The organism is Actinoplanes sp. NPDC089786 (assembly GCF_040684855.1).
Taxonomy (GTDB): domain Bacteria; phylum Actinomycetota; class Actinomycetes; order Mycobacteriales; family Micromonosporaceae; genus Actinoplanes.
Genome location: NZ_JBFBGU010000001.1, coordinates 393,574 through 414,295 on the forward strand (window position 1 = coordinate 393,574; position 20,722 = coordinate 414,295).

Annotated in this window: 21 protein-coding genes; 13 read left to right on the forward strand and 8 right to left on the reverse strand. The window is 69.9% G+C overall.

All coding sequences use genetic code 11. The features are described from left to right. Positions 1-6: 6 nt before the first annotated feature. Positions 7-2,151 carry a hypothetical protein gene (locus AB0O15_RS01855; RefSeq protein ID WP_364312695.1) on the reverse strand — a complete coding sequence of 715 codons (2,145 nt, stop codon included), beginning with the start codon at positions 2,149-2,151 and terminating at the stop codon, positions 7-9. Beyond that, a complete protein-coding gene (locus AB0O15_RS01860; RefSeq protein WP_364312698.1) occupies positions 2,144-2,926 on the reverse strand; it encodes a hypothetical protein in 783 nt (260 codons plus the stop codon). Before AB0O15_RS01860 ends, AB0O15_RS01855 begins: the two co-directional genes overlap by 8 nt. Before the next feature lie 314 nt (positions 2,927-3,240). Here AB0O15_RS01860 and AB0O15_RS01865 point away from each other — a divergent pair, with 314 nt between their 5' ends. Together AB0O15_RS01865 and AB0O15_RS01870 are read left to right on the forward strand one after the other, a co-directional pair. Continuing rightward, positions 3,241-3,777: a Pycsar system effector family protein gene (locus AB0O15_RS01865; protein WP_364312700.1), complete on the forward strand. Its 537-nt coding sequence runs from the start codon at positions 3,241-3,243 to the stop codon at positions 3,775-3,777. Positions 3,778-3,821: 44 nt separating this feature from the next. Then, positions 3,822-4,532, forward strand: coding sequence for a DUF429 domain-containing protein (locus tag AB0O15_RS01870; RefSeq protein WP_364312702.1), 711 nt, complete (start codon positions 3,822-3,824; stop codon positions 4,530-4,532). On the opposite strand, the gene AB0O15_RS01875 is transcribed toward AB0O15_RS01870, so the two are convergent. Continuing rightward, positions 4,525-5,769 carry a D-arabinono-1,4-lactone oxidase gene (locus tag AB0O15_RS01875; protein ID WP_364312704.1) on the reverse strand — a complete coding sequence of 415 codons (1,245 nt, stop codon included), beginning with the start codon at positions 5,767-5,769 and terminating at the stop codon, positions 4,525-4,527. The two genes, AB0O15_RS01870 and AB0O15_RS01875, sit on opposite strands and share 8 nt — an antisense overlap. Positions 5,770-5,778: 9 nt before the next feature. Then, positions 5,779-6,564: an NYN domain-containing protein gene (locus AB0O15_RS01880; protein WP_364312706.1), complete on the reverse strand. Its 786-nt coding sequence runs from the start codon at positions 6,562-6,564 to the stop codon at positions 5,779-5,781. 2 nt (positions 6,565-6,566) lie between these two features. Here AB0O15_RS01880 and AB0O15_RS01885 point away from each other — a divergent pair, with 2 nt between their 5' ends. Continuing rightward, positions 6,567-6,917 (forward strand): nucleotide pyrophosphohydrolase, encoded by a 351-nt coding sequence (locus AB0O15_RS01885; RefSeq protein WP_364316953.1) that lies wholly within the window; start codon positions 6,567-6,569, stop codon positions 6,915-6,917. A 17-nt stretch (positions 6,918-6,934) separates the two neighbouring features. Here AB0O15_RS01885 and AB0O15_RS01890 read toward each other — a convergent pair whose 3' ends face one another. Then, on the reverse strand, positions 6,935-7,123 hold the full coding sequence (locus tag AB0O15_RS01890) for a hypothetical protein (RefSeq protein ID WP_364312709.1): 189 nt from the start codon (positions 7,121-7,123) through the stop codon (positions 6,935-6,937). A 74-nt stretch (positions 7,124-7,197) separates the two neighbouring features. Further along, entirely contained in the window at positions 7,198-8,226 is a 1,029-nt protein-coding gene (gene mgrA / locus AB0O15_RS01895) for an L-glyceraldehyde 3-phosphate reductase (RefSeq protein WP_364312710.1), read from the reverse strand. An 89-nt stretch (positions 8,227-8,315) separates the two neighbouring features. Here mgrA and AB0O15_RS01900 point away from each other — a divergent pair, with 89 nt between their 5' ends. Both AB0O15_RS01900 and AB0O15_RS01905 read left to right on the forward strand, forming a co-directional pair. After that, positions 8,316-10,085, forward strand: a complete 1,770-nt coding sequence (locus AB0O15_RS01900; RefSeq protein WP_364312711.1) for a hypothetical protein — start codon at positions 8,316-8,318, stop codon at positions 10,083-10,085. A 44-nt stretch (positions 10,086-10,129) separates the two neighbouring features. Then, positions 10,130-11,146, forward strand: coding sequence for a serine hydrolase domain-containing protein (locus tag AB0O15_RS01905; protein WP_364312712.1), 1,017 nt, complete (start codon positions 10,130-10,132; stop codon positions 11,144-11,146). On the opposite strand, the gene AB0O15_RS01910 is transcribed toward AB0O15_RS01905, so the two are convergent. Beyond that, positions 11,117-11,752 carry an AAA family ATPase gene (locus AB0O15_RS01910; RefSeq protein ID WP_364316956.1) on the reverse strand — a complete coding sequence of 212 codons (636 nt, stop codon included), beginning with the start codon at positions 11,750-11,752 and terminating at the stop codon, positions 11,117-11,119. The genes AB0O15_RS01905 and AB0O15_RS01910 overlap by 30 nt on opposite strands. A 25-nt stretch (positions 11,753-11,777) precedes the next feature. On the opposite strand from AB0O15_RS01910, the gene AB0O15_RS01915 reads away from it, so the two are divergent. Continuing rightward, positions 11,778-12,764 (forward strand): alpha/beta hydrolase, encoded by a 987-nt coding sequence (locus AB0O15_RS01915; RefSeq protein WP_364312714.1) that lies wholly within the window; start codon positions 11,778-11,780, stop codon positions 12,762-12,764. A gap of 289 nt (positions 12,765-13,053) precedes the next feature. On the opposite strand, the gene AB0O15_RS01920 is transcribed toward AB0O15_RS01915, so the two are convergent. Beyond that, complete coding sequence (locus tag AB0O15_RS01920; RefSeq protein WP_364312716.1) at positions 13,054-13,425, reverse strand: DoxX family protein; 372 nt, start codon at positions 13,423-13,425, stop codon at positions 13,054-13,056. 95 nt (positions 13,426-13,520) lie between these two features. Between AB0O15_RS01920 and AB0O15_RS01925 the strand changes: the two genes are divergently transcribed. The 7 genes from AB0O15_RS01925 to AB0O15_RS01955 all read left to right on the forward strand — a co-directional run bounded on the left by AB0O15_RS01925 (position 13,521) and on the right by AB0O15_RS01955 (position 20,659). After that, positions 13,521-14,009, forward strand: a complete 489-nt coding sequence (locus AB0O15_RS01925; RefSeq protein ID WP_364312719.1) for a MarR family winged helix-turn-helix transcriptional regulator — start codon at positions 13,521-13,523, stop codon at positions 14,007-14,009. Between the two features lie 45 nt (positions 14,010-14,054). After that, on the forward strand, positions 14,055-15,296 hold the full coding sequence (locus tag AB0O15_RS01930) for a ThuA domain-containing protein (protein WP_364312721.1): 1,242 nt from the start codon (positions 14,055-14,057) through the stop codon (positions 15,294-15,296). A 200-nt stretch (positions 15,297-15,496) separates the two neighbouring features. Next, positions 15,497-16,888 carry an Ig-like domain-containing protein gene (locus AB0O15_RS01935; RefSeq protein WP_364312724.1) on the forward strand — a complete coding sequence of 464 codons (1,392 nt, stop codon included), beginning with the start codon at positions 15,497-15,499 and terminating at the stop codon, positions 16,886-16,888. 5 nt (positions 16,889-16,893) lie between these two features. Continuing rightward, positions 16,894-18,291: an Ig-like domain-containing protein gene (locus tag AB0O15_RS01940; RefSeq protein ID WP_364312727.1), complete on the forward strand. Its 1,398-nt coding sequence runs from the start codon at positions 16,894-16,896 to the stop codon at positions 18,289-18,291. After that, positions 18,288-19,685: an Ig-like domain-containing protein gene (locus tag AB0O15_RS01945; protein ID WP_364312730.1), complete on the forward strand. Its 1,398-nt coding sequence runs from the start codon at positions 18,288-18,290 to the stop codon at positions 19,683-19,685. Before AB0O15_RS01940 ends, AB0O15_RS01945 begins: the two co-directional genes overlap by 4 nt. 21 nt (positions 19,686-19,706) lie before the next feature. Beyond that, positions 19,707-20,210 carry an alpha/beta hydrolase gene (locus AB0O15_RS01950; protein ID WP_364312733.1) on the forward strand — a complete coding sequence of 168 codons (504 nt, stop codon included), beginning with the start codon at positions 19,707-19,709 and terminating at the stop codon, positions 20,208-20,210. A 2-nt stretch (positions 20,211-20,212) separates the two neighbouring features. Further along, positions 20,213-20,659: an HAD domain-containing protein gene (locus tag AB0O15_RS01955; RefSeq protein ID WP_364316959.1), complete on the forward strand. Its 447-nt coding sequence runs from the start codon at positions 20,213-20,215 to the stop codon at positions 20,657-20,659. Positions 20,660-20,722 lie beyond the last annotated feature (63 nt).

The following is a 20,722-nucleotide window of genomic DNA, read 5'->3' on the forward strand; positions in this document are numbered from 1 at the left end:
GCCTTCTCAACTGGCCTTGCGGCGGTAGTAACGGCTGACCACGTCGAGCAGGACCAGGGCCGGCCGGTTGCTCTGCTTGGTCTTGTTCTTGCTGCCCAGGCGTCGCCGGTGGCCGGCCGTCCGGAGGTCGTCGTAGAAGTCGTCGACCTCGTCGGCCGGCAGCGCCCGCACGAGCGCCTCGCCCAGCTGGGTGGCCAGCCGGATCGGGTCCTCGGCGACGTGGTCCAGGCGACTGAGCCCCTGCCACAGCGCGTCCAGCACCTCGGCCCGGTAGGGCCGGCACCGGATGCCGTCCGCCCACAGGCGGGACACGAGCGCGATGCGTTCGAGCCGGGCGGCCGCCGGATCCGGTTCGTCCTCGAGGGCCTGCTCCACGTAGAGCAGCGTCACCGGGACGTGATGCTGGTTCTCGCGCAGCGCGAGCAGCTCGGCCAGCACGTGCCGCGCGCGTTCGACGAGCACCCGGTGTTCCCGGCGTTCCGGAACGCGGTGCACCTGCCGGACCAGGGTGGAGAGCACCTTGCGGGCGTCGGCGGTGCCGATCAGCGTGCCGAACAGCACCGCCATCGCGAAACAGGCCTGCTCGTACCCGCTCCCCGAGCTGGAGATCAGCTGCCACAGCTGCTTGATCGCCTGGGCCGGCTCGCGCGACCCCACCTCGCCGCTGTAGGCCATGGCGGCGGTCCATCGCTGCTCGCCGTCGCCGTGGTTGGCCCAGTGCTTGGCCACCTTCAGCGCGATCGGCATGGTCTCTTCCTTGAAGCACATCACCCAGAGGACGTAGACCGCGAGCACCTGCCCGTGCGGCCCGATCTCGCCCTTCGACCACGGCGTCAGGTAGCAGAGCTCGACCTCGTCGAAGTCGGCGGCCGCGAGCAGGCCCAGACCGATGGCGACCTCGGCCACCGGGCCGTGGGCGATGACGATGCCGGCCAGCCACTCGGCGGTGGCGTTCCAGAACGGCATCTCGAACCGGCGGGCGAGCTCGGCCAGCGCGTGCTCACGGTAGGTCTCGGTCCGGAAATCCAGCACCTTCCGTACGCTCGTCCGGCTGACCACCTGCCGCTCCACGAGCAGGCCGTCGTCGCTGGTCCGCCGGTGCCGCCGGTTCAGGTCGCCGGGCTCGGCCGCCTCCTTCTTCCGGCCGGCCGCCGGTTTGATCACGCCGTGGCGGCGCATGGCCGCCTCGAGCCCGGCCCGCTGTGCCTCGAACTCGCGGTGGGTCACCTCGCCGAGCATCGCCATCGCGGCGACGTCCAGGACCATGGCCAGGTCCTTCTCCGTGGTGTGCGCGTCGAACCAGTCCCGCACCCGCCGGGCCGACGTCTCGGCGAGGCTGTCGAGCACCGCCTCGACCGTTTCGCCGTCCCGGATCCGGATCAGCGCACCGGCGATCTCGGTCATCGGGAGCTCGGCGCCGAGGCGTTCGACGATGCGGGTGATCTCGTCGGCGGGCAGATCCCGTTCCGCCAGGTAGGCCTTGGCCATGGTGGTGCTGTCCGGGTGCCGCCAGGCGAGCTGACGAACCGCCTGCACCTGCGGGTCGACCTCGGCCAGCGTGGTCACCACCAGGAAGGCGCCGGCGTCGCGAACCTGACCGCGCACCGTACGCCAGGCGAAGTCGGCCTCCGAGCCCTTGTCGCCCTCGCTGCGGTTGACGATCAGGTAGCCGCTGCCCCGGTCGTACGACCGGGTGGAGAGCTGCTTGAAGTCGCTGACCGCGGAGAGCACGACCAGCTGCCCGCCGGTGACCTCACGCAGCAGGCTGACGGCGCCGGCCCGTTTGCCGAGGCCGGCCGGTCCACAGAGGGCGACGACGTGGTCGCGGGTCAGCCTCTCGATGGCGTCGTCGTAGGCGTCCGGCCGGCAGTAGTGGCGAAGATCCCGGCGGATCTCCTCGTCGTCGAGCCGGCCGGTGGCGGCTCGACGACCGCCGCGGGCATCGCCCCCGGCCCCGCCGGACTTGCCGATGGTCCCGGCGTGCACCTGTCCCTGGAAGAAGTTGATGACCTCGGCGATCTTCTTCGCGTCCCGGTTGCCGCCGCCACCGGGCTCCCTGGGCGGCTTCGCCTTCTCACCGGGCGGCTTGGTCTGGTCGCCGTCGCCCGCCTCGGTGGTGGACGCCGACGTCTCGTCGTCGGGCTCAGCCATGGACGTCACCGTTGTGGACGCCGATCACCCCGGCGTTGACGGTCCCCTTGAAGACGTTGACGATGTCGGCCCGGTTGCGCGGCGTCCGGCGCGGCGAACCATCGGCCGGCTTGCGGTTGCGGGGCTTGCCGGGGGCTTTCTCGCCCGCTTCAGCCGTCGGCGAGCCGGTGCGGTCGAGATCCAGCTGGTGCACGTCGAACCCGGGAACGTAGAGCCAGGCGTCCTCGCTGAACTCCTTGTTCGTCACCACGACCCGGCGGAACCGGCCGGGCCGCAACGCGGTGTGGCCCTGGGCCACGGTGTCCACGAACACCGGGTTGGACAGGATCACCACCAGATCGGCCCGCGGCGCGGCGACCTGGGCCGCGCGGGTGGCCGGGGCGTCGACCAGCCGGCTGACGACGACCGCGCCGGCGCCGGCGTAACCGTTCGCCGCGGGCTCCACCACGCCGTGGTGGATGGCCAGCCGCAGCCGGAGCCGCGCGTCGTCGCGACGGTCCTCGTTGAAATCGGCCAGCTGGTCGGCCAGTTCCCGGGGGAAGTCGTCGATCAGCACGTTCTCCGGCTCATCGGCCGGCAGGACGGCCAGTTCGCCGTCCCCGCCCTGCTGACAGTCCCACTCGGCCCGGCGGAGTCCCGCCGCCTCGGCGCTCGCCGCCAGCATGTCCGTGAGTCCCACTTGCCACGCGACCTGCCGCCGGCCGGTCGCCGAGCCGTAGCCCTTCGCATCAACCGACACCAGCGGCCGGCGTCCCATCGCCACACGTCCCGCCACCGTATTCTCCTGCCTCTGATCATCTTTAGCGGCGCTCAGCGAACTACATATGCGAGAGCGCGAAAACCGCAAATGACGGAATCGGCGTCCTGATCGTCGAGCGTGACCGAAAAGTGACAGCCGGACCGTTCGCCGGAGAAATTGTCGGTGCGGTCCGGGACGCTGATCAACCGTCCGATCGTCTCGGTCGAAAAGCTGGCTGAACAGGGTGAACAATGCTCGGTACGGGTTTTCTGGACGAACGCACGACCCCGATAGAAAGAATGCGTCATTGGTGTTGTGACGATTGGCGTGCCGGTGATACCACTGCGGGCGTGAGCGTAGAGTCACGAACCCGTCGTCCGGCTGTCACCGACCCCCGCCTGAATCTGGACATCGCCTGGCGCAGCCACGCGGCGCAGGAGAGCTGGACCGGCAAGGCCGACGCCAAGGCCTCGATCTTCCTGGCCATGGACGGCGCGGTGCTGGCCGGCGTCCTGACCGCCCGCGCCCAGAAAGGCAGTTATCTCCATGGGCTCGGCGGTTGGCCGGCGGCCATTCTGATCATCGCGTTGATTCTTTGTGCGGCCGGCGCGCTATTGGCCGCCACGGCCACCTTTCCGCTCTTGGGTGACCCGCGGCGGCGAGGCCACCGGCCGGGAACGATCTTTTTCGGCGATCTCCGCGTACGGCAGAATGATGATCTTTCCCAACAGCTCGCCGCGCTCACCATTGACGAGCAATTCTCACAGGTCGCTCACCAGCTGATCGCGATGTCCCGGGCGAGCTGGATCAAACATCGCTTGATGCAGGCCGCTCTGGCCGTGGCCATTCTCGGCTATCTGCTGATCTTCATCGTGCTGGTCGGCTGATCACCGGTCAGGCGCGCCCACCCGCACGTCGTTCACTTTAGAGTGTGACCGTGCTGACCCTGGGTGTAGATCTGGCCGCCGCCGACGAGCGGACCGCGGTCGCGCTGGTCGAGTGGGCGGACGGCCGGGCGACGCTGCGTGAGCTGGCCCTCGGCGTCACGGACGAACGGATCGCGGCCGACATCGGGCGGGTCGGCAAGGCCGGGATCGACTGCCCGCTGGGCTGGCCGGCGGCATTCGTCTCGTTCGTCGCCGACCATCAAACGGGACGTGTGACGGCGCCCGTCCCGCCGCGGCGCGACCTCGCCTACCGGGTCACCGACCAGCTGCTCCGCGACCGCCCCGGCCCCAACCCGCTCAGCGTGTCGGCCGACCTCATCGCCCACGTCGCCTTCCGCTGCGCCGGCCTGCTGGCCCGGCTCGGCCCGGTCGACCGCACCGGCGACGGCGTGATCGTCGAGGTCTATCCGGCGGCCGCGCTGCACCGGTGGGGCCTGCCGCACAGCGGCTACAAGAAGGCCGGCCAGGGCAGCCTCCTCGACCACCTCGTCGCGGCGGCGCCGTGGCTCGACCTCGGCGACTTCGAGCCACTGTGCCGGCGCAGCCACGACGCCTTCGACGCGGTGGTCGCCGCGCTGGCCGCCCGGGCCGCCGCCCTCGGCCGGACCCTTGCACCGGACGAGCCCCAGCGCGCCGCCGCGCGTACCGAAGGCTGGATCGCCGTGCCCACCTGCGACCTGGACGAACTCAGCTGAGCAGGTCGTCGAGCCACGGGTTGCGGAACTTGCCGGTCGGGTCGTAGGACGCGGCCAGCTCGGTGAAGTCGGCGAACCGGTCGTAGCGGCCGCGGATGGTCTCGGCCGGCATGGTGAAGACCTTGCCCCAGTGTGGCCGAGGGGACAGGTCGGCCAGCGCCTCCTCGAGCGCGCGCACCGCGGGCAGCACCGCCTCGGTGTCGGCGATCCAGGTGAAGTGCAGGCCCAGACTGTCCTGCTGGTAGTTCATGCTCAGCCACAGGTCGTCGGCGGCCACCGTGCGGATCTCGTTGACCTGCAGGACCGGGGCGATCTGGTCGCGGACCGAAGCCACCGCGTCGATCGCCGCCAGCGCGTGTGACCGGGGCACCATGTATTCCGACTGCAGTTCGGCGCCCGAGCTCGGGGTGAACTCCAGCTTGAAGTGGGGCAGGCGGGCGTGCCACGGGCCGGGGACGCCGCCCTGGTCGGTGGCGTTCGTCGGGTCCATGCCGGGGATCGGGCCGCGCTTGCCGTCGGCGGGAGCCGCGCCGAAGAACGGGCCGGCCGGCATCTCGTCGAGGCGCTTCACCCAGGCGTGGTTGATCGTGGTGGTGGCCCAGTTGGTGAACAGGCTGACGCTGTAACCGGCGCCCAGCACGGCGTCCAGGTGGTCGCCGAGCGAATCGCGCGTCAGGTCGTCGTACACGTACTGCCGGATCTCGAAGGCCGGGACGAGATCGAGGGTGAGCGCGGTGATCACGCCCAGCGCGCCCAGGCCGACGACCGAGCCGGCGAAGCCGGGCTCGCCCCGGCGCAGCACCACCCGCTCACCGTCGGCCCGGACCAGCTCGATCGACGAGACCGTGGCGGCCAGGTTCTGATGGCGCTCGCCGGAGCCGTGGGTGGCGGTCATGATCGCGCCGGCCACCGAGATGTGCGGCAGCGAGGCCGTGTTGTGCAGCGCGACGCCGGCCGCGTTCAGCTCGCCGACCAGGTCGCCGTACCGGATGCCGCCGTCGACCCGGACCTGGCTTTTGTCCGCGGCGATCTCGATGACGCGGGGCAGGTTCGCGAGCGAGACCAGGTCGCCGCCGGGCGCGTCGGCGATGCGGTTGAACGAGTGGCCGCTGCCCAGCACCCGGACGCGCTCGGCCCCGGCCACCAGCTTCTGCAGTTCGGCGACGGACGCGGGGCGATGCACCCGATCGGCCGCGAAGACGATGTTGCCGGCCCAGTTGGTGACTCGCTCGCTCATGCTGCCACGTTAGCTTTTTTCGGTACGGCGGCGCCGGTCCCGCACGTAGATGACCGCGTGCTTGCCCGAGCCGGCCTCCCGGCGGTCGAGGTCGAACAGCTTGATCGCGGTCACCAGGTCACTCAGCTTGCCGAACCCGTACGTGCGGGGGTCGAAGTCGGGGCTCTGCTTGGTGAGGATCTGCCCGACATGCGAGAGCATGGCCCAGCCGTCCTCGTCCGAGGCCGCCTCGACCGCGTTGCGCACCTGCTTCACCACGGACGGGCTGACCTTGGCCGGTTCCGGCGGCTCGGGCTGCGTCAACGGCTCCTGGAGGTTCTCGACGTAGATGAACTTGTCACACGCGGAGACGAACGCCTTGGGGGTCTTGCGCTCGCCGAAGCCGTAGACGATCAGCCCCGACTCCCGGATACGGGAGGCCAGGCGGGTGAAGTCGCTGTCGCTGGAGATGATGCAGAAGCCGTCGAACCGGTCCGCGTAGAGCAGATCCATCGCGTCGATGATCATGGCGGAGTCGGTGGAGTTCTTCCGGTGTGTGTACGCGAACTGCTGCATCGGCTGGATCGACTGGGCCAGCAGCTGGTCCTTCCAGCCTTTGAGGTTGGGCGCGGTCCAGTCGCCGTACGCCCGCTTGACGTGCGCGGTGCCGTACGTGGCGATTTCCGCCAGCAACGCTTCGACAATGCCCGGTTGGGCGTTGTCAGCATCGATGAGCACTGCCAGCTTGGCAGCATTGTCGTTGGTGGGTGCCAAAGCATTCCCTTGATCGAGGTGAGGAGCAGAAGTCGTTGTCATCGATCATCGAACTGACCGCACGCGTCCGCGTCTTCGCGCAGGAGCGTAACTGGGAACAGTTCCACACGCCGAAGAACCTGGCCATGGCCTTGGCCGGCGAGGTGGGCGAACTCCTGGCGGAGCTGCAGTGGCTCACGCCCGAACAGTCCGCGGCCGTGATGGCCGACAAAGATCTGGGTCCGAGAGTACGCGCGGAGATCGGCGACGTCACGATCTATCTCACGCGCCTGGCCGACGTCCTCGGCATCGACCTCGTCGAGGCCGCCCTGGACAAGCTGGCCGACTCGGCCCGCCGCTACACGGTCGAGGCCGCGCACGGCTCAGTGGCCAAGATCAGCCACGAGGACCACTGAGCAGGACGGCGTCGTGTCTAGTTCTGGTTCTGGTTCGCCGGCGGCTCGGTGTCCGGCCGGTTGGCCTTGGTTTCATTGATGCCCGCGTTGCTGCTGCCGTCCGGCGGGGTGTCCGAGCGCGGCGGCTTGTCCGTGGTGAACTCGCCGGACTCGGCCACGCCGGTGACGTGCTGGTCGGTGCTGGGGCCCGCGTTCTCGGTGGTCATGACCGGTCGGATACCCGCGAGCTCGGGGATGATGCACGGATGGTCACCGACTCGCGGCGCCGTGAGGTGGCGGGTCAGGCGTCGCTGGAGCCGGCCCAGAGGTTGATGCCGGACTCGGTGGCGTACTTGTCGATCTCGGCCAGCTCGTCGTCGCTGAACGAGGTGTTCCGCAGGGCCGCGACGTTCGCCTCGAGCTGCTTGACGCTGCTCGCGCCCAGCACCGTCGAGGTCATGCGCCTGTCGCGCAGCGCCCACGCGATGGCCAGCTGGGCCAGGGTCTGGCCGCGGCGCTCGGCGATGCTGTTCAAGGCCCGGATCTTATCCAGGTTGTCGTCGCTGAGCAGGTCGGTGGAGAGCGACTTGTCGGCGCCGGCGCGGGAGTCGGCCGGTACGCCGCTGAGGTAGCGGTCGGTCAGCATGCCCTGGGCCAGCGGGGAGAAGGCGATGCAGCCGGCGCCCTCGCGCTCCAGCGTGTCGAGCAGGCCGCCCTCGATCCAGCGGTTCAGCATCGAGTACGACGGCTGGTGGATCAGCAGCGGCGTGCCCAGGTCGCGCAGGATCGCGGCGGCCTCGGCGGTGCGTTCCGGCGAGTACGACGAGATGCCCACGTACAGCGCCTTGCCGGCCCGGACCGCCGCGTCGAGCGCGCCCATCGTCTCCTCCAGCGGAGTCTCCGGGTCGAAGCGGTGCGAATAGAAGATGTCCACGTAATCCAGGCCCATTCGCCGGAGCGACTGGTCCAGCGACGCGGTCAAGTACTTGCGGGAGCCGTGGTCACCGTACGGACCGGGCCACATGTCGTACCCGGCCTTGGTCGAGACAACCAGTTCGTCCCGGTACGGACGGAAGTCGGTGGCCAGGATCCGGCCGAAGTTCTCCTCCGCCGAGCCGTACGGCGGCCCGTAGTTGTTGGCCAGGTCGATGTGCGTGATGCCGAGGTCGAAGGCCCGGCGCAGGATCGCCCGCTGCGTCTCCAGCGGTTTGTCACCGCCGAAGTTGTGCCACAGGCCGAGCGACACGGCGGGCAGCTTGAGGCCGCTGCGACCGGTACGGCGGTATTCCATGGCGTCGTAGCGGGCGGGTTCGGCGGAATAAACGGTCATGCACCCCAGCCTGACGCATCTCGCCCCGCGCCACCCCGTAATCGATGACCAACGTCACGGATTTATGGACGAACGTGGGGTGGCCGATCATGGAAATCGCCAGTTGGATGACCTCCATCATGGACATGCTCAAGAAGCTCGCAACCGGGTTCACCGCCGGTATAAGCCTTGTGGCACTCGCCGTCCCCGCGAACGCGGCGGCCCTGGCTGAACCCCCAAAACCCCACAAGATGGGCATTGACCCGTTGTCACTCGACGACCCGGCGGCGATCCGTGCCGTCTACGGGCCGGCCGACAAATCGACCCAGAAGGCGGCCCGCGCCGCGGCCGACGACCCCACCGCCGACGCGCGGTGCGGCAACCCGGCGGCCGACCCGGTGCCGGACGGTGAGCCGATCGTCGTCACGATGGCGCCCGCGGCGCCGTTCACGGTCGGAAAGATCCCGGCCTCGATGTGGCGCAACCCGCCGGTCACCGACCCCACCTGGCGCCTCAACTTCGAGGGCCTGATGTGGATGAAGCCGCTCGCCCGCCGAGCGGCCCAGGACGGCCAGACCGAGTCGCTGAACGCGCTGATCCAGCAGGCGATCGCCTTCCACACCCAGAGCCCCGACCCGCAGACCAACGACTACGGCTGGGACGAGGGCACCGCCCTGCGCCGGCTGGAGACGCTGAACTGCCTGTTCGCGCTGGCCAAGCCACCCGTCACCCTGCTGATGTCCAGCATGACGGCCAACGTGAACGTGCTGTTCGGGTGGCGCTACTACGGCCCGCCCAACTACCCGGTGCACAACCACGGCCTGATGGCCAACCTCCAGCTCATCCGGGCCAGCGAACTGGTCGGCAACCGGCCGACCTGGGCCCAGAAGGGCGTCGACCGGATCGTCGACGAGGCGCCCGAATCATTCTCCAAGATGGGCATCTCGTTCGAGCAGTCGTCGGCCTACCAGGGCGGCAACGCGGTGCTGTGGGAGCAGGCCGCGGTCGCGCTGGAGGCTCGCGGCGACAACCCGGCCGCCGCCACGGCGATCCGCAAGACGGTCAACGACGCGCTCCGGGCGTACAGCTTCATGACCGAGCCGGACGGGATCATCCCGCAGATCGGTGACTCGGACGAGGTGGCCGGCCGGCCGCTCGACCTGAAGGCGAACCGCGGCCTGCTCGACACCGACGCCGGCTGGGCGATCGGCCGGTTCAAGAGCTGGACCGACCCGACCGTGCCGCATTACACGGTCCGCTTCGGCCCGCCCCGCCGGGCGCACGGCCACGAGGACCGCGCGGGCGGCCTGACCTGGTCGAACCAGGGCGTACGGATCCTGGTCGGCCCGGGCCGGTACAGCTACGACAAGACCGACATGTACTCGCAGTACCAGACCCGCGCGGACGGCCAGAACGTGGCGATCCCGAACGGCGGCACGGTGCAGGGCGGCACGTCGACCATCGCCAGCTCGTACTCGGAGACCAGTCACGTCTTCACGGTCACCGACACGGTGTACGGCACCCCGCACACCCGCGGCGTCACGGTCAACTCGGACGTGCCGCGCCTGGTGGTGTCGGACGCGTTCAGCGCCCAGTCGAAGTGGCGTCAGCAGTGGCACCTCGACCCCGAGTGGGTCAAGTCGTCCGGCAACGTCGGCGAGAACAAGGTCGTCTACCGGCACCCGACGTCGGGCAAGTTTCTGACTGTCACGACGACCGGAACCGTGGTCAGCCTGCTGCGCGGCAGCAACGACCCGCGGGGCCCGTACGGCTGGCACTTCCCGAAGTTCCAGGTCCGTGAGCCGGCCTGGCAGATGATGATCGACAACGTCTCGAACCGGACCGTCACCACGTTCTGGATCGCCGACGCGCCCGTCTGAGAAAGCGATCGCCGTCCCCTCGGCCGTCAGGTAGGACTGTCGCCATGCGTGAGCGTGTGGAACAGGCCATGAAAGCGACGGTCGAGGAGGGCGGCGCCGCCGTCTGCGTCATCGTCGACGGCGAACCGGTCGTCGACGCGTGGGCGGGCGACTGGGAACGGGACACGATCGTCAACGTCTACTCGACGACCAAGACGATGGCCGCCGCCACCGCCCTGCTCCTGGCCGACCGGGGCGAACTCGACGTCACGGCGCCGGTGGCCCGCTACTGGCCCGAGTTCGCCGCGGCCGGCAAGCAGGACGTGACCGTGGCCCAGGTGCTGAGCCACTCGTCCGGCCTGTCCGGCTGGCGCGAGCCGCTGGCCACCGCCGACCTGTACGACTGGGAGAAGGCCACCGGCCTGCTCGCGGCGCAGGAGCCGTGGTGGAAGCCGGGCACCGCCTCCGGTTATCACGCCGCCACCCAGGGCTACCTGATCGGCGAGGTCGTCCGCCGGATCACCGGCCGCACCCTCGGCACGGTGTTCCGCGAGGAGATCGCCGAACCGCTCGGCGCCGACTTCCACATCGGGCTGCCGGCCGCCGAGGACCACCGGGTGGCCGCCCTGATCCCGCCGGCCACCCCGATCAGCGGCTTCGAGCAGAGCGAGATCCAGGTGAACGCGGCCACCAACCCGCCCATCCCGGTGTCCGAGACGCAGACCCGGGCCTGGCGCGGCGCCGAGATCCCGGCCGCCAACGGCCACGGCAACGCCCGCTCGATCGCGACCGCGCTCACCGCCCTGACCACCGGAACCGTCATCTCCGAGGCCGGCGCCCGGCGCGCCCTCGAGGTGCAGGTCGAGGGCACCGACCTGGTGCTCGGCTTCCCGATCCGCTGGGGCCTGGGCTTCGCCGTCGGCGGCTTCAGCCCCGAGACGCTGGCCTGGGGCGGCAACGGTGGCTCGCTCGCGATCGCCGACCTGGGCGCACACAGCACCTTCGCCTACGTCACCAGCCGGATGGGCTCCGAGATCGTCGACACCCGGGCTCTAGGCGTCGCCATGGCCATGCGCGAGTGACGCCTTCTCGGCACAGCGCGGGCAGGTCACCGGGCACGGCGTCCGCGCTGCCTCCCGGTCCAGCCCGCTCACCCGCATGATCGTCGCCACGCTCCGCGCCAGACCGCTGCCCTCATCAAGAACAACCTCATCGGGTACGCCCAGCAGATCGCGTTCCACGTACCAATCACGCATGTCCTCCGTGGTGAACCCGCGGTCTCCCCGCGTCGCGTGCCGCCGCACGGTCTCCTCGAAGCTGATGTCCAGGTAGAAGACGTGGCCGGGCCCGGGATGCGTGGCGAGCAGGTCGAGCAGGGCGGCCCGGTACCGCGCGCCGTGGAGGATGCCTTCGAGCACCACGTGGTAGCCCAGGCCCAGCGCCGAGCGCACGGTCGCGGTGATGAAGGCGGGCGCCACCGCTCCCGGCTCGTCGTGCTCCCGCAGGATGATGCGGCGCAGGTGATCCTGCTCGACGAGAGCGCACCCACGCCCGTACCGCGAGCGCACCTCCCGCGCAGTTGTGGTCTTGCCGCTCCCGGAGTTCCCGCGAATCACCACGAGCGTCGGCGCGCCGGCCGTGGTGCTGGCACCCCCTTCGGAACGGGAGTCAGCACGATGTTCTCGCACCGGTTCCCGGCGGGATGCTCGACCCATGTCGATATCCACCTCTCGTCGCGGTTTCGTCAAGCTCGGCGCGGCCGTGGTCGCCGGTGTCGCGGTGGCCGGGCACACCCCGGCGGCCGCGGCCGGGCAACCACCTCTTTCCGACCTTCGCATCCGGACCGCTGCCGGCACGTTCGACGCGGTCGCGGCCGGACCACGACGCGGCCGTCCGGTGCTGCTGCTCCATGGCTTTCCCGAGTTCGGCATCGCCTGGGAGCACCAACTGCGCGGGCTCGCCGCGGCCGGTTATCGAGCGGTCGCGCCCGACCTGCGGGGCTACTCGCCGGGTGTCCGGCCGGTCGGCGTGGACCATTACCGGCTCGATCATGCCGTCACCGACGTCCGGGCGATGGCCGACGCACTCGGCTGGCGACGGTTCGACCTGGTGGGACATGACTGGGGTGCGGCGGTCGGCTGGGTCGCGGCGGCCCGGTACGCCCGGCGGGTGCGCAGCCTGACGGCGATGTCGGTGCCCCATCTGGGCGCGTTCGCCGAGGCGTTGCGGACCGACCCGGTGCAGCAGGAGGCCTCGCGCTACATGGCCGGCTTTCGGCGGCCGAGCCCGTTGCCGGAGAACGACATTCTCGCGGCCGGCCCGCCGAAGCTGCCCGGCGTGCCGGCGGAGAGATGCGCCGAGTACTTCCGCCGGCTCTCCGAACCGGGCGCCTTGACGGCCGCGCTGAACTGGTACCGGGCCAACGATTTCACCGGCTATGCGGAGCCGGTGACCGTGCCGACGTTGTTTCTCATGGGCGCGCTCGATCCGTTCGTGGCCCCGTCCGGCGTGCGGGCGACCCGTCGATGGGTCACGGGGCCGTTCCGGCTGGTGAGCCTCGACGGGGTCGGGCACAACGTTCCGGAGCAGGCCGCCGCGACGACGACCAGGCTGCTCCGGATTCACCTCGGCGACTGCGGTGGGCCGGGCGGCGCGGTGGCGGGGGCCGGCCGCGCCGCCCGGCGGGGGAGCGGGACCTGACGTCAGCCGTTGACCTTGGCCGCCGCGAAGGTGGCCGCCTGGCCGATCGCGCCGTTCGAGGTGTAGGACAGGCGGCCACCGGTGATGTTGCCGTTGCGCGCCCTGCGAGTAGCCGCCGATCACGAACTCGACGTCGGCGCAGTCGCCCGCGGCCGTCGTCTGGTGGCGCCGCCGCGGCGGCTGGACCAGAAGTCCAGCCACCGTTCCACCCCGGACGGCCGGGCGCCGGCGGACGTGCCGCCGGTCTCGGCGGCGGAGGCGAACGGGGTAGTGATCGCGCCGGCCAGGCTCAGAAGGCGTACGGCCCGAACCGGCCCCAGGCCACGACGGCCAGGAGCACCAGCAGGACGACGTTGCCGATGACCATCGGCGTCTCGCCGCGCCGGCCGTGCGTGATGATCGCGCCGAGCATGACGACGATCAGGCCGACCGCGGCGATCGGCACCAGGATCGGGGCGACCCCGAGCAGCGCGGGCAGCACCAGACCGAGCCCGCCGAGCAGGTCGGCCAGGCCGATCAGCTTGACCTGGCCGGCGCTGTAGCTGTCGACCCAGCCCATGTTCTCGCGGAGCTTCTCCTTCGGCTGCACCATTTTCGCCAGCCCGGATCCGACAAAGGCCAGCGCCAGCACCGCGGCGATGACCCAGAGCGCGACGTTCATGTATCTCTCCCGGCTCGAATTGACTTAACGTATGAAGTGAACCGTAGTGGTTCGTGACTTAACGGTGCAAGTGACCGATGAGCTAGCCTGGCCGGATGGAACCGCGCTGGCTGGACGACGACGAGCGGAAGACCTGGATCACCGTGGCCTCGGTGCTGACCCGCCTGCCCCAGAAGCTGGAGGCGCAGCTGCAGGCGGACGCCGGCCTGACGCTGTTCGAGTACCTCGTGATGTCGGTGCTCTCGATGCGCCCCGACCGCACCTTGCGGATGAGCGAGCTGGCCGAGATGGCCGAGGGCTCGCTGCCCCGGCTCTCCCAGGTGATCTCCCGGCTGGAGAAACGTGGTTGCGTACGCCGCGAACCCGACCCGGCCGACGGCCGCTACACCCTCGCGATCCTCACCGACGACGGGTACGACAAGGTCGTCACCGCCGCTCCCGGCCATGTCGAGACCGTGCGCAGCCTGATCTTCGACCCGCTCACCAAGGCCCAGCGCCGCCAGCTGGGCGACGTCAGCCGCCGCATCATGCACGCCGTCGACCCCGGGGCGCACTGCCTCAAGGCGGACTGGAAAATAAGTTAACAATTCCCTTGTGGAGGCATGCATCGACGTTTGATGATGAATGCCATGTCCCCTAAGATGCTCGTCCGGGCCGTCGCTCTGGCGTTGATGCTCGTGACCGGAATGGCCGTCCCCGCGGCCGCCGCCGAACCGTTCAAGGTGCTCGCCTTCTACAACGGCACCTGGGACGCCGCCCACATCGACTTCGACAAGGAGGCGAAGGAGCAGTTCCCCCGGCTCGCCGCCGCGAACGGCTTCACCTGGGAAGCCACCACCGACTGGAGCCGGCTGAGCGCGTCCGGCCTGGCCGCGTACAAGGTGATCATGTTCTTGGACGACGGCCCGCCGGCCGACCGCCGGGCCGCCTTCCAGACGTACATGCAGAACGGCGGCGCCTGGATGGGCTTCCACGTGAGCGCCTACACCGACAACGCCAACGCGTGGAGCTGGTACCACAACACGTTCCTGGGCTCCGGGAACTTCGCCACCAACACGTGGCTGCCGACGGCCGAGACGCTGCGCGTGGAGGACCGGTCGCACCCGTCGATGGCCGGGCTGCCCGCCACCTTCCCGAGCTCGGTCAGCGAGTGGTACTCGTGGAGCCGTGACCTGCGTCAGAACCCCGACATCGACATCCTGGCGTCGATCGACAGCTCCAGCTTCCCGGTCGGCACCAGCCAGCAGTGGACCAGCGGCTTCTATCCGCTGATCTGGACCAACCGCAACTACAAGATGCTGTACGCCAACTTCGGCCACAACGCGATGAACTACGACACGAACACCCGCACGTCGTCCACGTTCGCCAGCGCGCAGCAGAACCAGTTCCTGGTCAACGGCATCAAGTGGCTGGCCGGCGCCGACGGCGGGACCACACCGGCGCCCGACCCCGCGCCCTGGACGTCGATCACCACCGTGAACAGCGGCAAGTGCGTCGACGCGAGGTCCGCCGGCACGGTCAACGGCACCGCGATCCAGCAGTACGCCTGCAACGGCAGCAACGCGCAGCAGTACCAGCTGGCGCCGACCAGCGGAGGCTTCGTACGCATCAACAACCGTGGCAACAGCGCGCAGGTCCTCGACGTCAAGGACGTCTCCGCCGCCGACAACGCCCTGATCCAGACCTGGTCCTACGGCGGCGGCGCCAATCAGCAGTGGCAGCCGGTCGCCGAGCCCACCGGCGCCTACCACTTCGTCAACCGCAACAGCGGCAAGTGTCTCGACGTCCCCGCCGCCGCCACCGCCGACGGCGTCCAGCTGGTCCAGTACGCCTGCAACGGGTCGGCCGCGCAAAGCTTCCGGCTGCAATAACCAGATCAAGATCGAGGTCGTAGCGGGGTGGGTGGTGCAGACCGCTGCTCCCGCCGAGGGTCGCTTCGCTCCACGTGCGGGAGTGGTCACCCTCGAACCCCTCGAAACCGCCCGGGGGTTGCCGCTTCCGCCGCTTTCCTTTTCCGCGCAAGGGAAAGCGGGTCGCCTGTGGACGGAACGGTGCCGTATCATCCCCGCTCGTGAATACACGGGGATTCGCCTCTGTCGTTGTCTTGGCGGGGCTGCTCATCGCCGGCGCCGCCACCCCGGCGTCCGCCGCCGACGAACCACTGATCACGTCGACCGGCCTGGTCGACGGGCAATATCTCGGACTTCTCAACCAGCTGCACCCGATCGTCAGCGACGACGTGGCGCGGATGGACGTGCTGGTCGACGGCGCAAAACGCTGGGGCAGCACCGGGTGGCCGATCGCGAACTTCCGGGTGCCGTTCCGGCTCGCCGAGCAGGACCACGAGGTGAGCCTGACCCTGCGTGCGTTCGACGTGGACGGCGCCAGCGCCGAGGCCACCACCCGGGTGCGCGTGGACGTCCTGAGGCCGGTGCTGACCACCAATCCCGCCCGGGGCACCGTGATCCACGGCCGGACCGAGATCACCGTGCTTCCCGACGTCGACGACCTCGCCCAGGTCGTCATGACCGATGCGAGCGGCGCCGAGATCGCCCGGCGTACCGAGGCGCCCTGGGTCTTCTCCTGGGACGCGATCGGGAAGAGCGGCGACGTGCGCTTCATCGCCACCGACCGCGCCGGCAACGCCTCCGACATCTACCCCGCCCGCTACTCCGTCGACGACCAGGGCCCGGTGCTCTCCATGGCCTACGGCATCTACCAACGGCCGGGCCTGCAGTATCTCAACGCCGACGTCTCCGAGAAGTCGAAGGTGAAGCGCATCGAGTGGTACGTCGACGGCGCCTTCCGCGGCACCGGCACGCGGATCCGGACCGACCTCGGTACGAAGATCCGCACGGTTCCGGTCGAGACGCGTGCCTGGGACGAGTGGGACAACTACTCGGTCCAGAAGTTCGGCATCCGGCTCGACGCCTCCGCACCGGCCGTCACCGCGGCCAGTCCCGGCCAGAACGCGCTGGTCCGCGGCAGCAAGATCAGCGGCCGGATCACGGTCGCCGACCCGGCCGGCATCCTCCAGGTCGACATGCTGGGCTACCCGGTGGTTGTGGACCACCCGAGCACCTACTCGACCCGGCTGCCGGTCGGCCGCGACGGTGGATACACGTTCTTCTGGTACCTCCGGGACCGGCTGGGCAACGAGGGTTCCTTCCGCCGGACGGTGATCGTCGACAACACGCCGCCGAAGATCACCAAGGTGACCGCGCCGGCGAGCAACGCCAAGGTCCCCGCCACCGTGAAGACGACCGTGGCCGCGACCGACAAGAACGGCATCACCCGCGTCGAACTCCGGGTCAACGGCAAGCTGGTGCTCTCCGACGCGAAGGCGCCGTACAACCTGAACCTCAACGCCACCAAGTACGGCACGTCGTTCACGGTCGCCTTCTACGCGATCGACCGCGCCGGAAACATCGTCAGCACCTCTCGCCGCACCTGGAAGCGATAAGACACATGAAGACACGGGGATTCATCACGATCGTGGCCGTGGCCGGCCTGCTCGTCACGGCCGCCGCCACTCCGGCCGCCGCCGCGGACGCGCCGGTGGTCAGCGCGACCGGCCTCACCGACGGCGAGCTCGTCGGCCGGGTCAAGGACTTCACGCCGATCATCAGCGACGACGCCGTCCGGGTGCAGGTGGTGGTGCCGGGCCGGTTCTCCGCCACGGTGCCGTGGCCCAACTCGGCCGTGCGCGCCGAGTTCCCGGCCGACCTGGACGGCAAGGACGCCGACGTCACGGTCCGCGCCTTCAACGAGACCGGCGACAGCAGCGCGTTGACGACCCGGGTGCGCGTCGACGGGAAGGCGCCGAAGCTGTCCTTCCGTACCCCTCTTGACGGCGGCGTGGTCCACGGCCAGACCGCCCTCTACCTCACGCCGGACGCCGACGACGTGGCCGAGATCGTGATGAACGCGCCCGACGGCACCGAGCTGGCCCGCGTGACCTCGAAGCCGTGGGTGATCAACTACGACTTCACCGGCCACGACGGCCGCGTCACGTTCCGGGCGACGGACAAGCTCGGCAACGTCTCGGAGATCTACGAGGCCGCCTTCGTCGTGGACGAGCAGGGCCCGACCATCGCCCTGGCCGCGCCGCCGGTCACCCGGCCCGGCAAGCACTGGATCGGCGCCCGGGTCGACGACGCCACCAGTGTGGCCAAGATGGAGTGGCACATCGACGGCGCCCCGCGCGGCAACGCGGTCGCCGTCGAATACGACTTCGGCACCCAGATCCGCGCCGTCCCGGTCGAGATTCGCGCCTGGGACCCCTGGGGCAACGCCACCACCGAAACCTTCTCGATCCAGGTCGACAACACCGGCCCGGTCGTCACCCGGGTCAGCCCCGGCCACCTGGCCCTGGTCCGCGGCACCAGCCTGACCACCACGCTCACGGCCACCGACCCGGCCGGCCTCGACACCGCATACCTCAGCGCCCCGCTGAACGTCACCGGCCAGCGCACCGGCACCACGTTCTCGGCCCCGCTGAAGCTCGGCCGGGACGGCGCCACCTCGTTCACCTGGGTGGTCCGCGACTACGCGGGCAACCCGACCTCCTACTACCGCACCGTGGTCGTCGACAACACCCTGCCCAAGATCACCTCGGTGACCGCTCCGGCCAGTGGCGCCACGGTTCCCGCCACGGTCAAGACCGCGATGACGGCCACCGACCTGAACGGCATCGCCCGGGCCGAGCTGCGCGTCAACGGCACCCTGGTCCTGTCCGACTCGAAGGCGCCGTACAACCTGAACCTCGACGCCACCAAGTACGGCAAGTCGTTCACGGTCGCCTGGTACGCCCTGGACAAGGCCGGCAACCTGGTCAGCACCTCCCGGCGTACGTGGAAGCGATGATCCGCCGTCTCACCGCGGTCGTCGTCGCGGTCATGATGCTGACGGTCGGGTCCGCGACGCCCGCGTCCGCCGCCGACGAAGGGCCGGTCGTGCTCTCGACCGGCCTCACCGAGGGCCAGCTTGTCCCGGCGTGGTTCCGGCTGGACCCGGTCGTCAGCGGCGACATCGTCCGGGCGTACATCTTCGTCAACGGGTCGCTGCGGCGGACCGTCCCGAGGTGGCCTTCGACGAGCACCGGCGTTTACATGTACGAGAAGGACGGCCCGGAGGCGACCGTGCGCGTGCGGGTCGTCGACACGGAGGACCGCGTGGCCGACGCGACCACCCGGGTGCGGGTCGACGCGACGAAGCTGGCGATCGCCATCCAGCCGCCCGCGCGCACGATCGTGCACGGACCGACCACGATCACCGTGACACCGGACGCGGAGGACGTCGCCGAGATCGTCATGATGGCTGGCGGCGTTTCCGGCGAGGTGCTCGAGCGGCGTACCGAAGCGCCGTGGGTCTTTGAGCGCGACTTCACGGCGACGCCCGGCGACGTGCGCTTCCGGGCCGTCGATCGGGCCGGCAACTACACGTACCAGGACCCGACCTTCATCATCGACAACGAGGGCCCCTCGATCGGCCATGACGAATGGCTCTTCACGCGGCCGGGCCCCAATCACCTCAAGGCCGTGTTCCCCTGGCCGGGCGACGCCGTCCGCGTCGAGTGGTGGGTCGACGGCGTCCGGTGCGCGACCCAGGACGACGTGATCTGCGACTTCGGCACGACGATCCGCGTCGTCACGGCCGAGATCCGCGCCTGGGACCGGCTCGGCAACATGTCCAGCCGGGTGTTCCAGGTCCAGCTCGACAACACCGGCCCGAGAGCGTCGAGTGCCACCCCCACCCAGCGGACCCTGGTGCGCGGCACCTCGTTCACCAGCACCATCACGGCCGCCGACCAGACCGGGATCGAGTCGGTCTACGCGGACGGCCTCACCTATTGGGTCAAGGGCAACAACGGCGTCTACTCCCACGTGTTCAAGGTGCTGATCCAGGACGGCGTCTACGTGTACTCCTGGATGCTCCACGACAATCTCGGCAACAAGAGCGAACTCAACCGCATGGTGATCATGGACAACACCCGGCCGAGAATCACCAAGGTGACCGCCCCGGCGAGCGGCGCCAAGGTCCCCGCCACGGTCAAGACGTCGATGAGCGCGACCGACCTGAACGGCATCCAGCGCGTCGAGCTGCGCGTCAACGGCAAGCTGGTCCTCTCCGACACCAAGGCCCCGTACGCCCTGAACCTCAACGCCACCAGGTACGGCAAGTCCTTCACGGTCGCCTTCTACGCCATCGACCGGGCGGGCAACATCGTCAGCACCTCCCGCCGCACCTGGAAGCGCTGACCGCGATGGCCGGTGTGCCGCATGCTCTCTGGCGGCCACCGGCCGCAGCCGCCCCCGCGCCGCTGGTGCTGCTCGGCCACGGCGGCAGCGGCCACAAGCGAGATTACCGCCGACTGGCGCGCCACCATCGACGAGGTCGGCGCCTCGGGTGCCGTGGACACCGGCCGGCTGGCCTACATCGGCCTGTCCATGGGCGCACGGTTCGGCCTGCCCCTGGTCGCGGCCCTCAACGACCGTTTCCGCTGCGCCGTCTTCGGCAAGTTCGGCCTCCGGCAGAGCACCCTGATGCCGGCGGGCCTGGAGTCCGGCGCCCGGATCGAGAGAGACGCACGCCGGATCACCGCTCCCGTCCTGCTCCACGTCCAGGAGCAGGACGAACTCTTCCCGCTGGCCGGCCAGCTGGAGCTGTTCGACGCGTTCGGCTCCAGCGACAAGCAACTGGCTCGCTACCCTGGCCGACATGGTGAAACCGATCCCGCCGCGCCCCCGCGCTGGCGCGACTTCATCGCCCGCCACCTGACGTGACGCTGCTGTTTCTCGACGTCGATGGGACGATTCTGCCCTTCGGCGGAGGCGCACCCATCACGTCGCCGGAGCGCGGCGGCAACCCCCTGCTGGCGCGGCTCGACCCCGAGCAAGGGTCTCGGCTGGCGGCTCTCGGATGCGAGATCGTCTGGGCGACCACCTGGATGGGCGAGGCCAACGAGGTGCTGTCACCTCTGCTCGGGTTCGGGCCGCTCCCGGTGGTCGAGTGGTCAGACTCCGACGACGACCCGCGGCTGCACTGGAAGACCCGCGACCTGGCGCGATGGGCTGCGGGCCGGCCGTTCGTGTGGGTCGACGACGAGATCGGCGAGGCCGACCGGGCCTGGGTGGCGGCCCACCACCCGGCGCCGGCGCTGCTGCAGCGCGTCGACCCGGCGGTGGGCCTGACCGCGGCCGGCCTCGCGGCGATCAGGTCGTGGCTCCAGTAGCCCGGCCTGCACAGCGAGAGCTGCCTAGGCGCCGGGCTGGATCTCGCTCATGGTGCCGTCGGG

Excerpts from the sequence above, each read along its gene's own strand:
- AB0O15_RS01920 (WP_364312716.1), bottom strand. The coding sequence starts at position 13,425 with ATGAACGTCGCGCTCTGGGTCATCGCCGCGGTGCTGGCGCTGGCCTTT.
- AB0O15_RS01905 (WP_364312712.1), top strand. The coding sequence starts at position 10,130 with ATGCGTGAGCGTGTGGAACAGGCCATGAAAGCGACGGTCGAGGAGGGC.
- AB0O15_RS01930 (WP_364312721.1), top strand. The coding sequence starts at position 14,055 with ATGTCCCCTAAGATGCTCGTCCGGGCCGTCGCTCTGGCGTTGATGCTC.
- AB0O15_RS01880 (WP_364312706.1), bottom strand. The coding sequence starts at position 6,564 with ATGACAACGACTTCTGCTCCTCACCTCGATCAAGGGAATGCTTTGGCA.
- AB0O15_RS01950 (WP_364312733.1), top strand. The coding sequence starts at position 19,707 with ATGCTCTCTGGCGGCCACCGGCCGCAGCCGCCCCCGCGCCGCTGGTGC.
- AB0O15_RS01915 (WP_364312714.1), top strand. The coding sequence starts at position 11,778 with ATGTCGATATCCACCTCTCGTCGCGGTTTCGTCAAGCTCGGCGCGGCC.
- AB0O15_RS01890 (WP_364312709.1), bottom strand. The coding sequence starts at position 7,123 with ATGACCACCGAGAACGCGGGCCCCAGCACCGACCAGCACGTCACCGGC.
- AB0O15_RS01900 (WP_364312711.1), top strand. The coding sequence starts at position 8,316 with ATGGAAATCGCCAGTTGGATGACCTCCATCATGGACATGCTCAAGAAG.
- AB0O15_RS01875 (WP_364312704.1), bottom strand. The coding sequence starts at position 5,769 with ATGAGCGAGCGAGTCACCAACTGGGCCGGCAACATCGTCTTCGCGGCC.
- AB0O15_RS01855 (WP_364312695.1), bottom strand. The coding sequence starts at position 2,151 with ATGGCTGAGCCCGACGACGAGACGTCGGCGTCCACCACCGAGGCGGGC.
- mgrA (WP_364312710.1), bottom strand. The coding sequence starts at position 8,226 with ATGACCGTTTATTCCGCCGAACCCGCCCGCTACGACGCCATGGAATAC.
- AB0O15_RS01940 (WP_364312727.1), top strand. The coding sequence starts at position 16,894 with ATGAAGACACGGGGATTCATCACGATCGTGGCCGTGGCCGGCCTGCTC.
- AB0O15_RS01945 (WP_364312730.1), top strand. The coding sequence starts at position 18,288 with ATGATCCGCCGTCTCACCGCGGTCGTCGTCGCGGTCATGATGCTGACG.
- AB0O15_RS01925 (WP_364312719.1), top strand. The coding sequence starts at position 13,521 with ATGGAACCGCGCTGGCTGGACGACGACGAGCGGAAGACCTGGATCACC.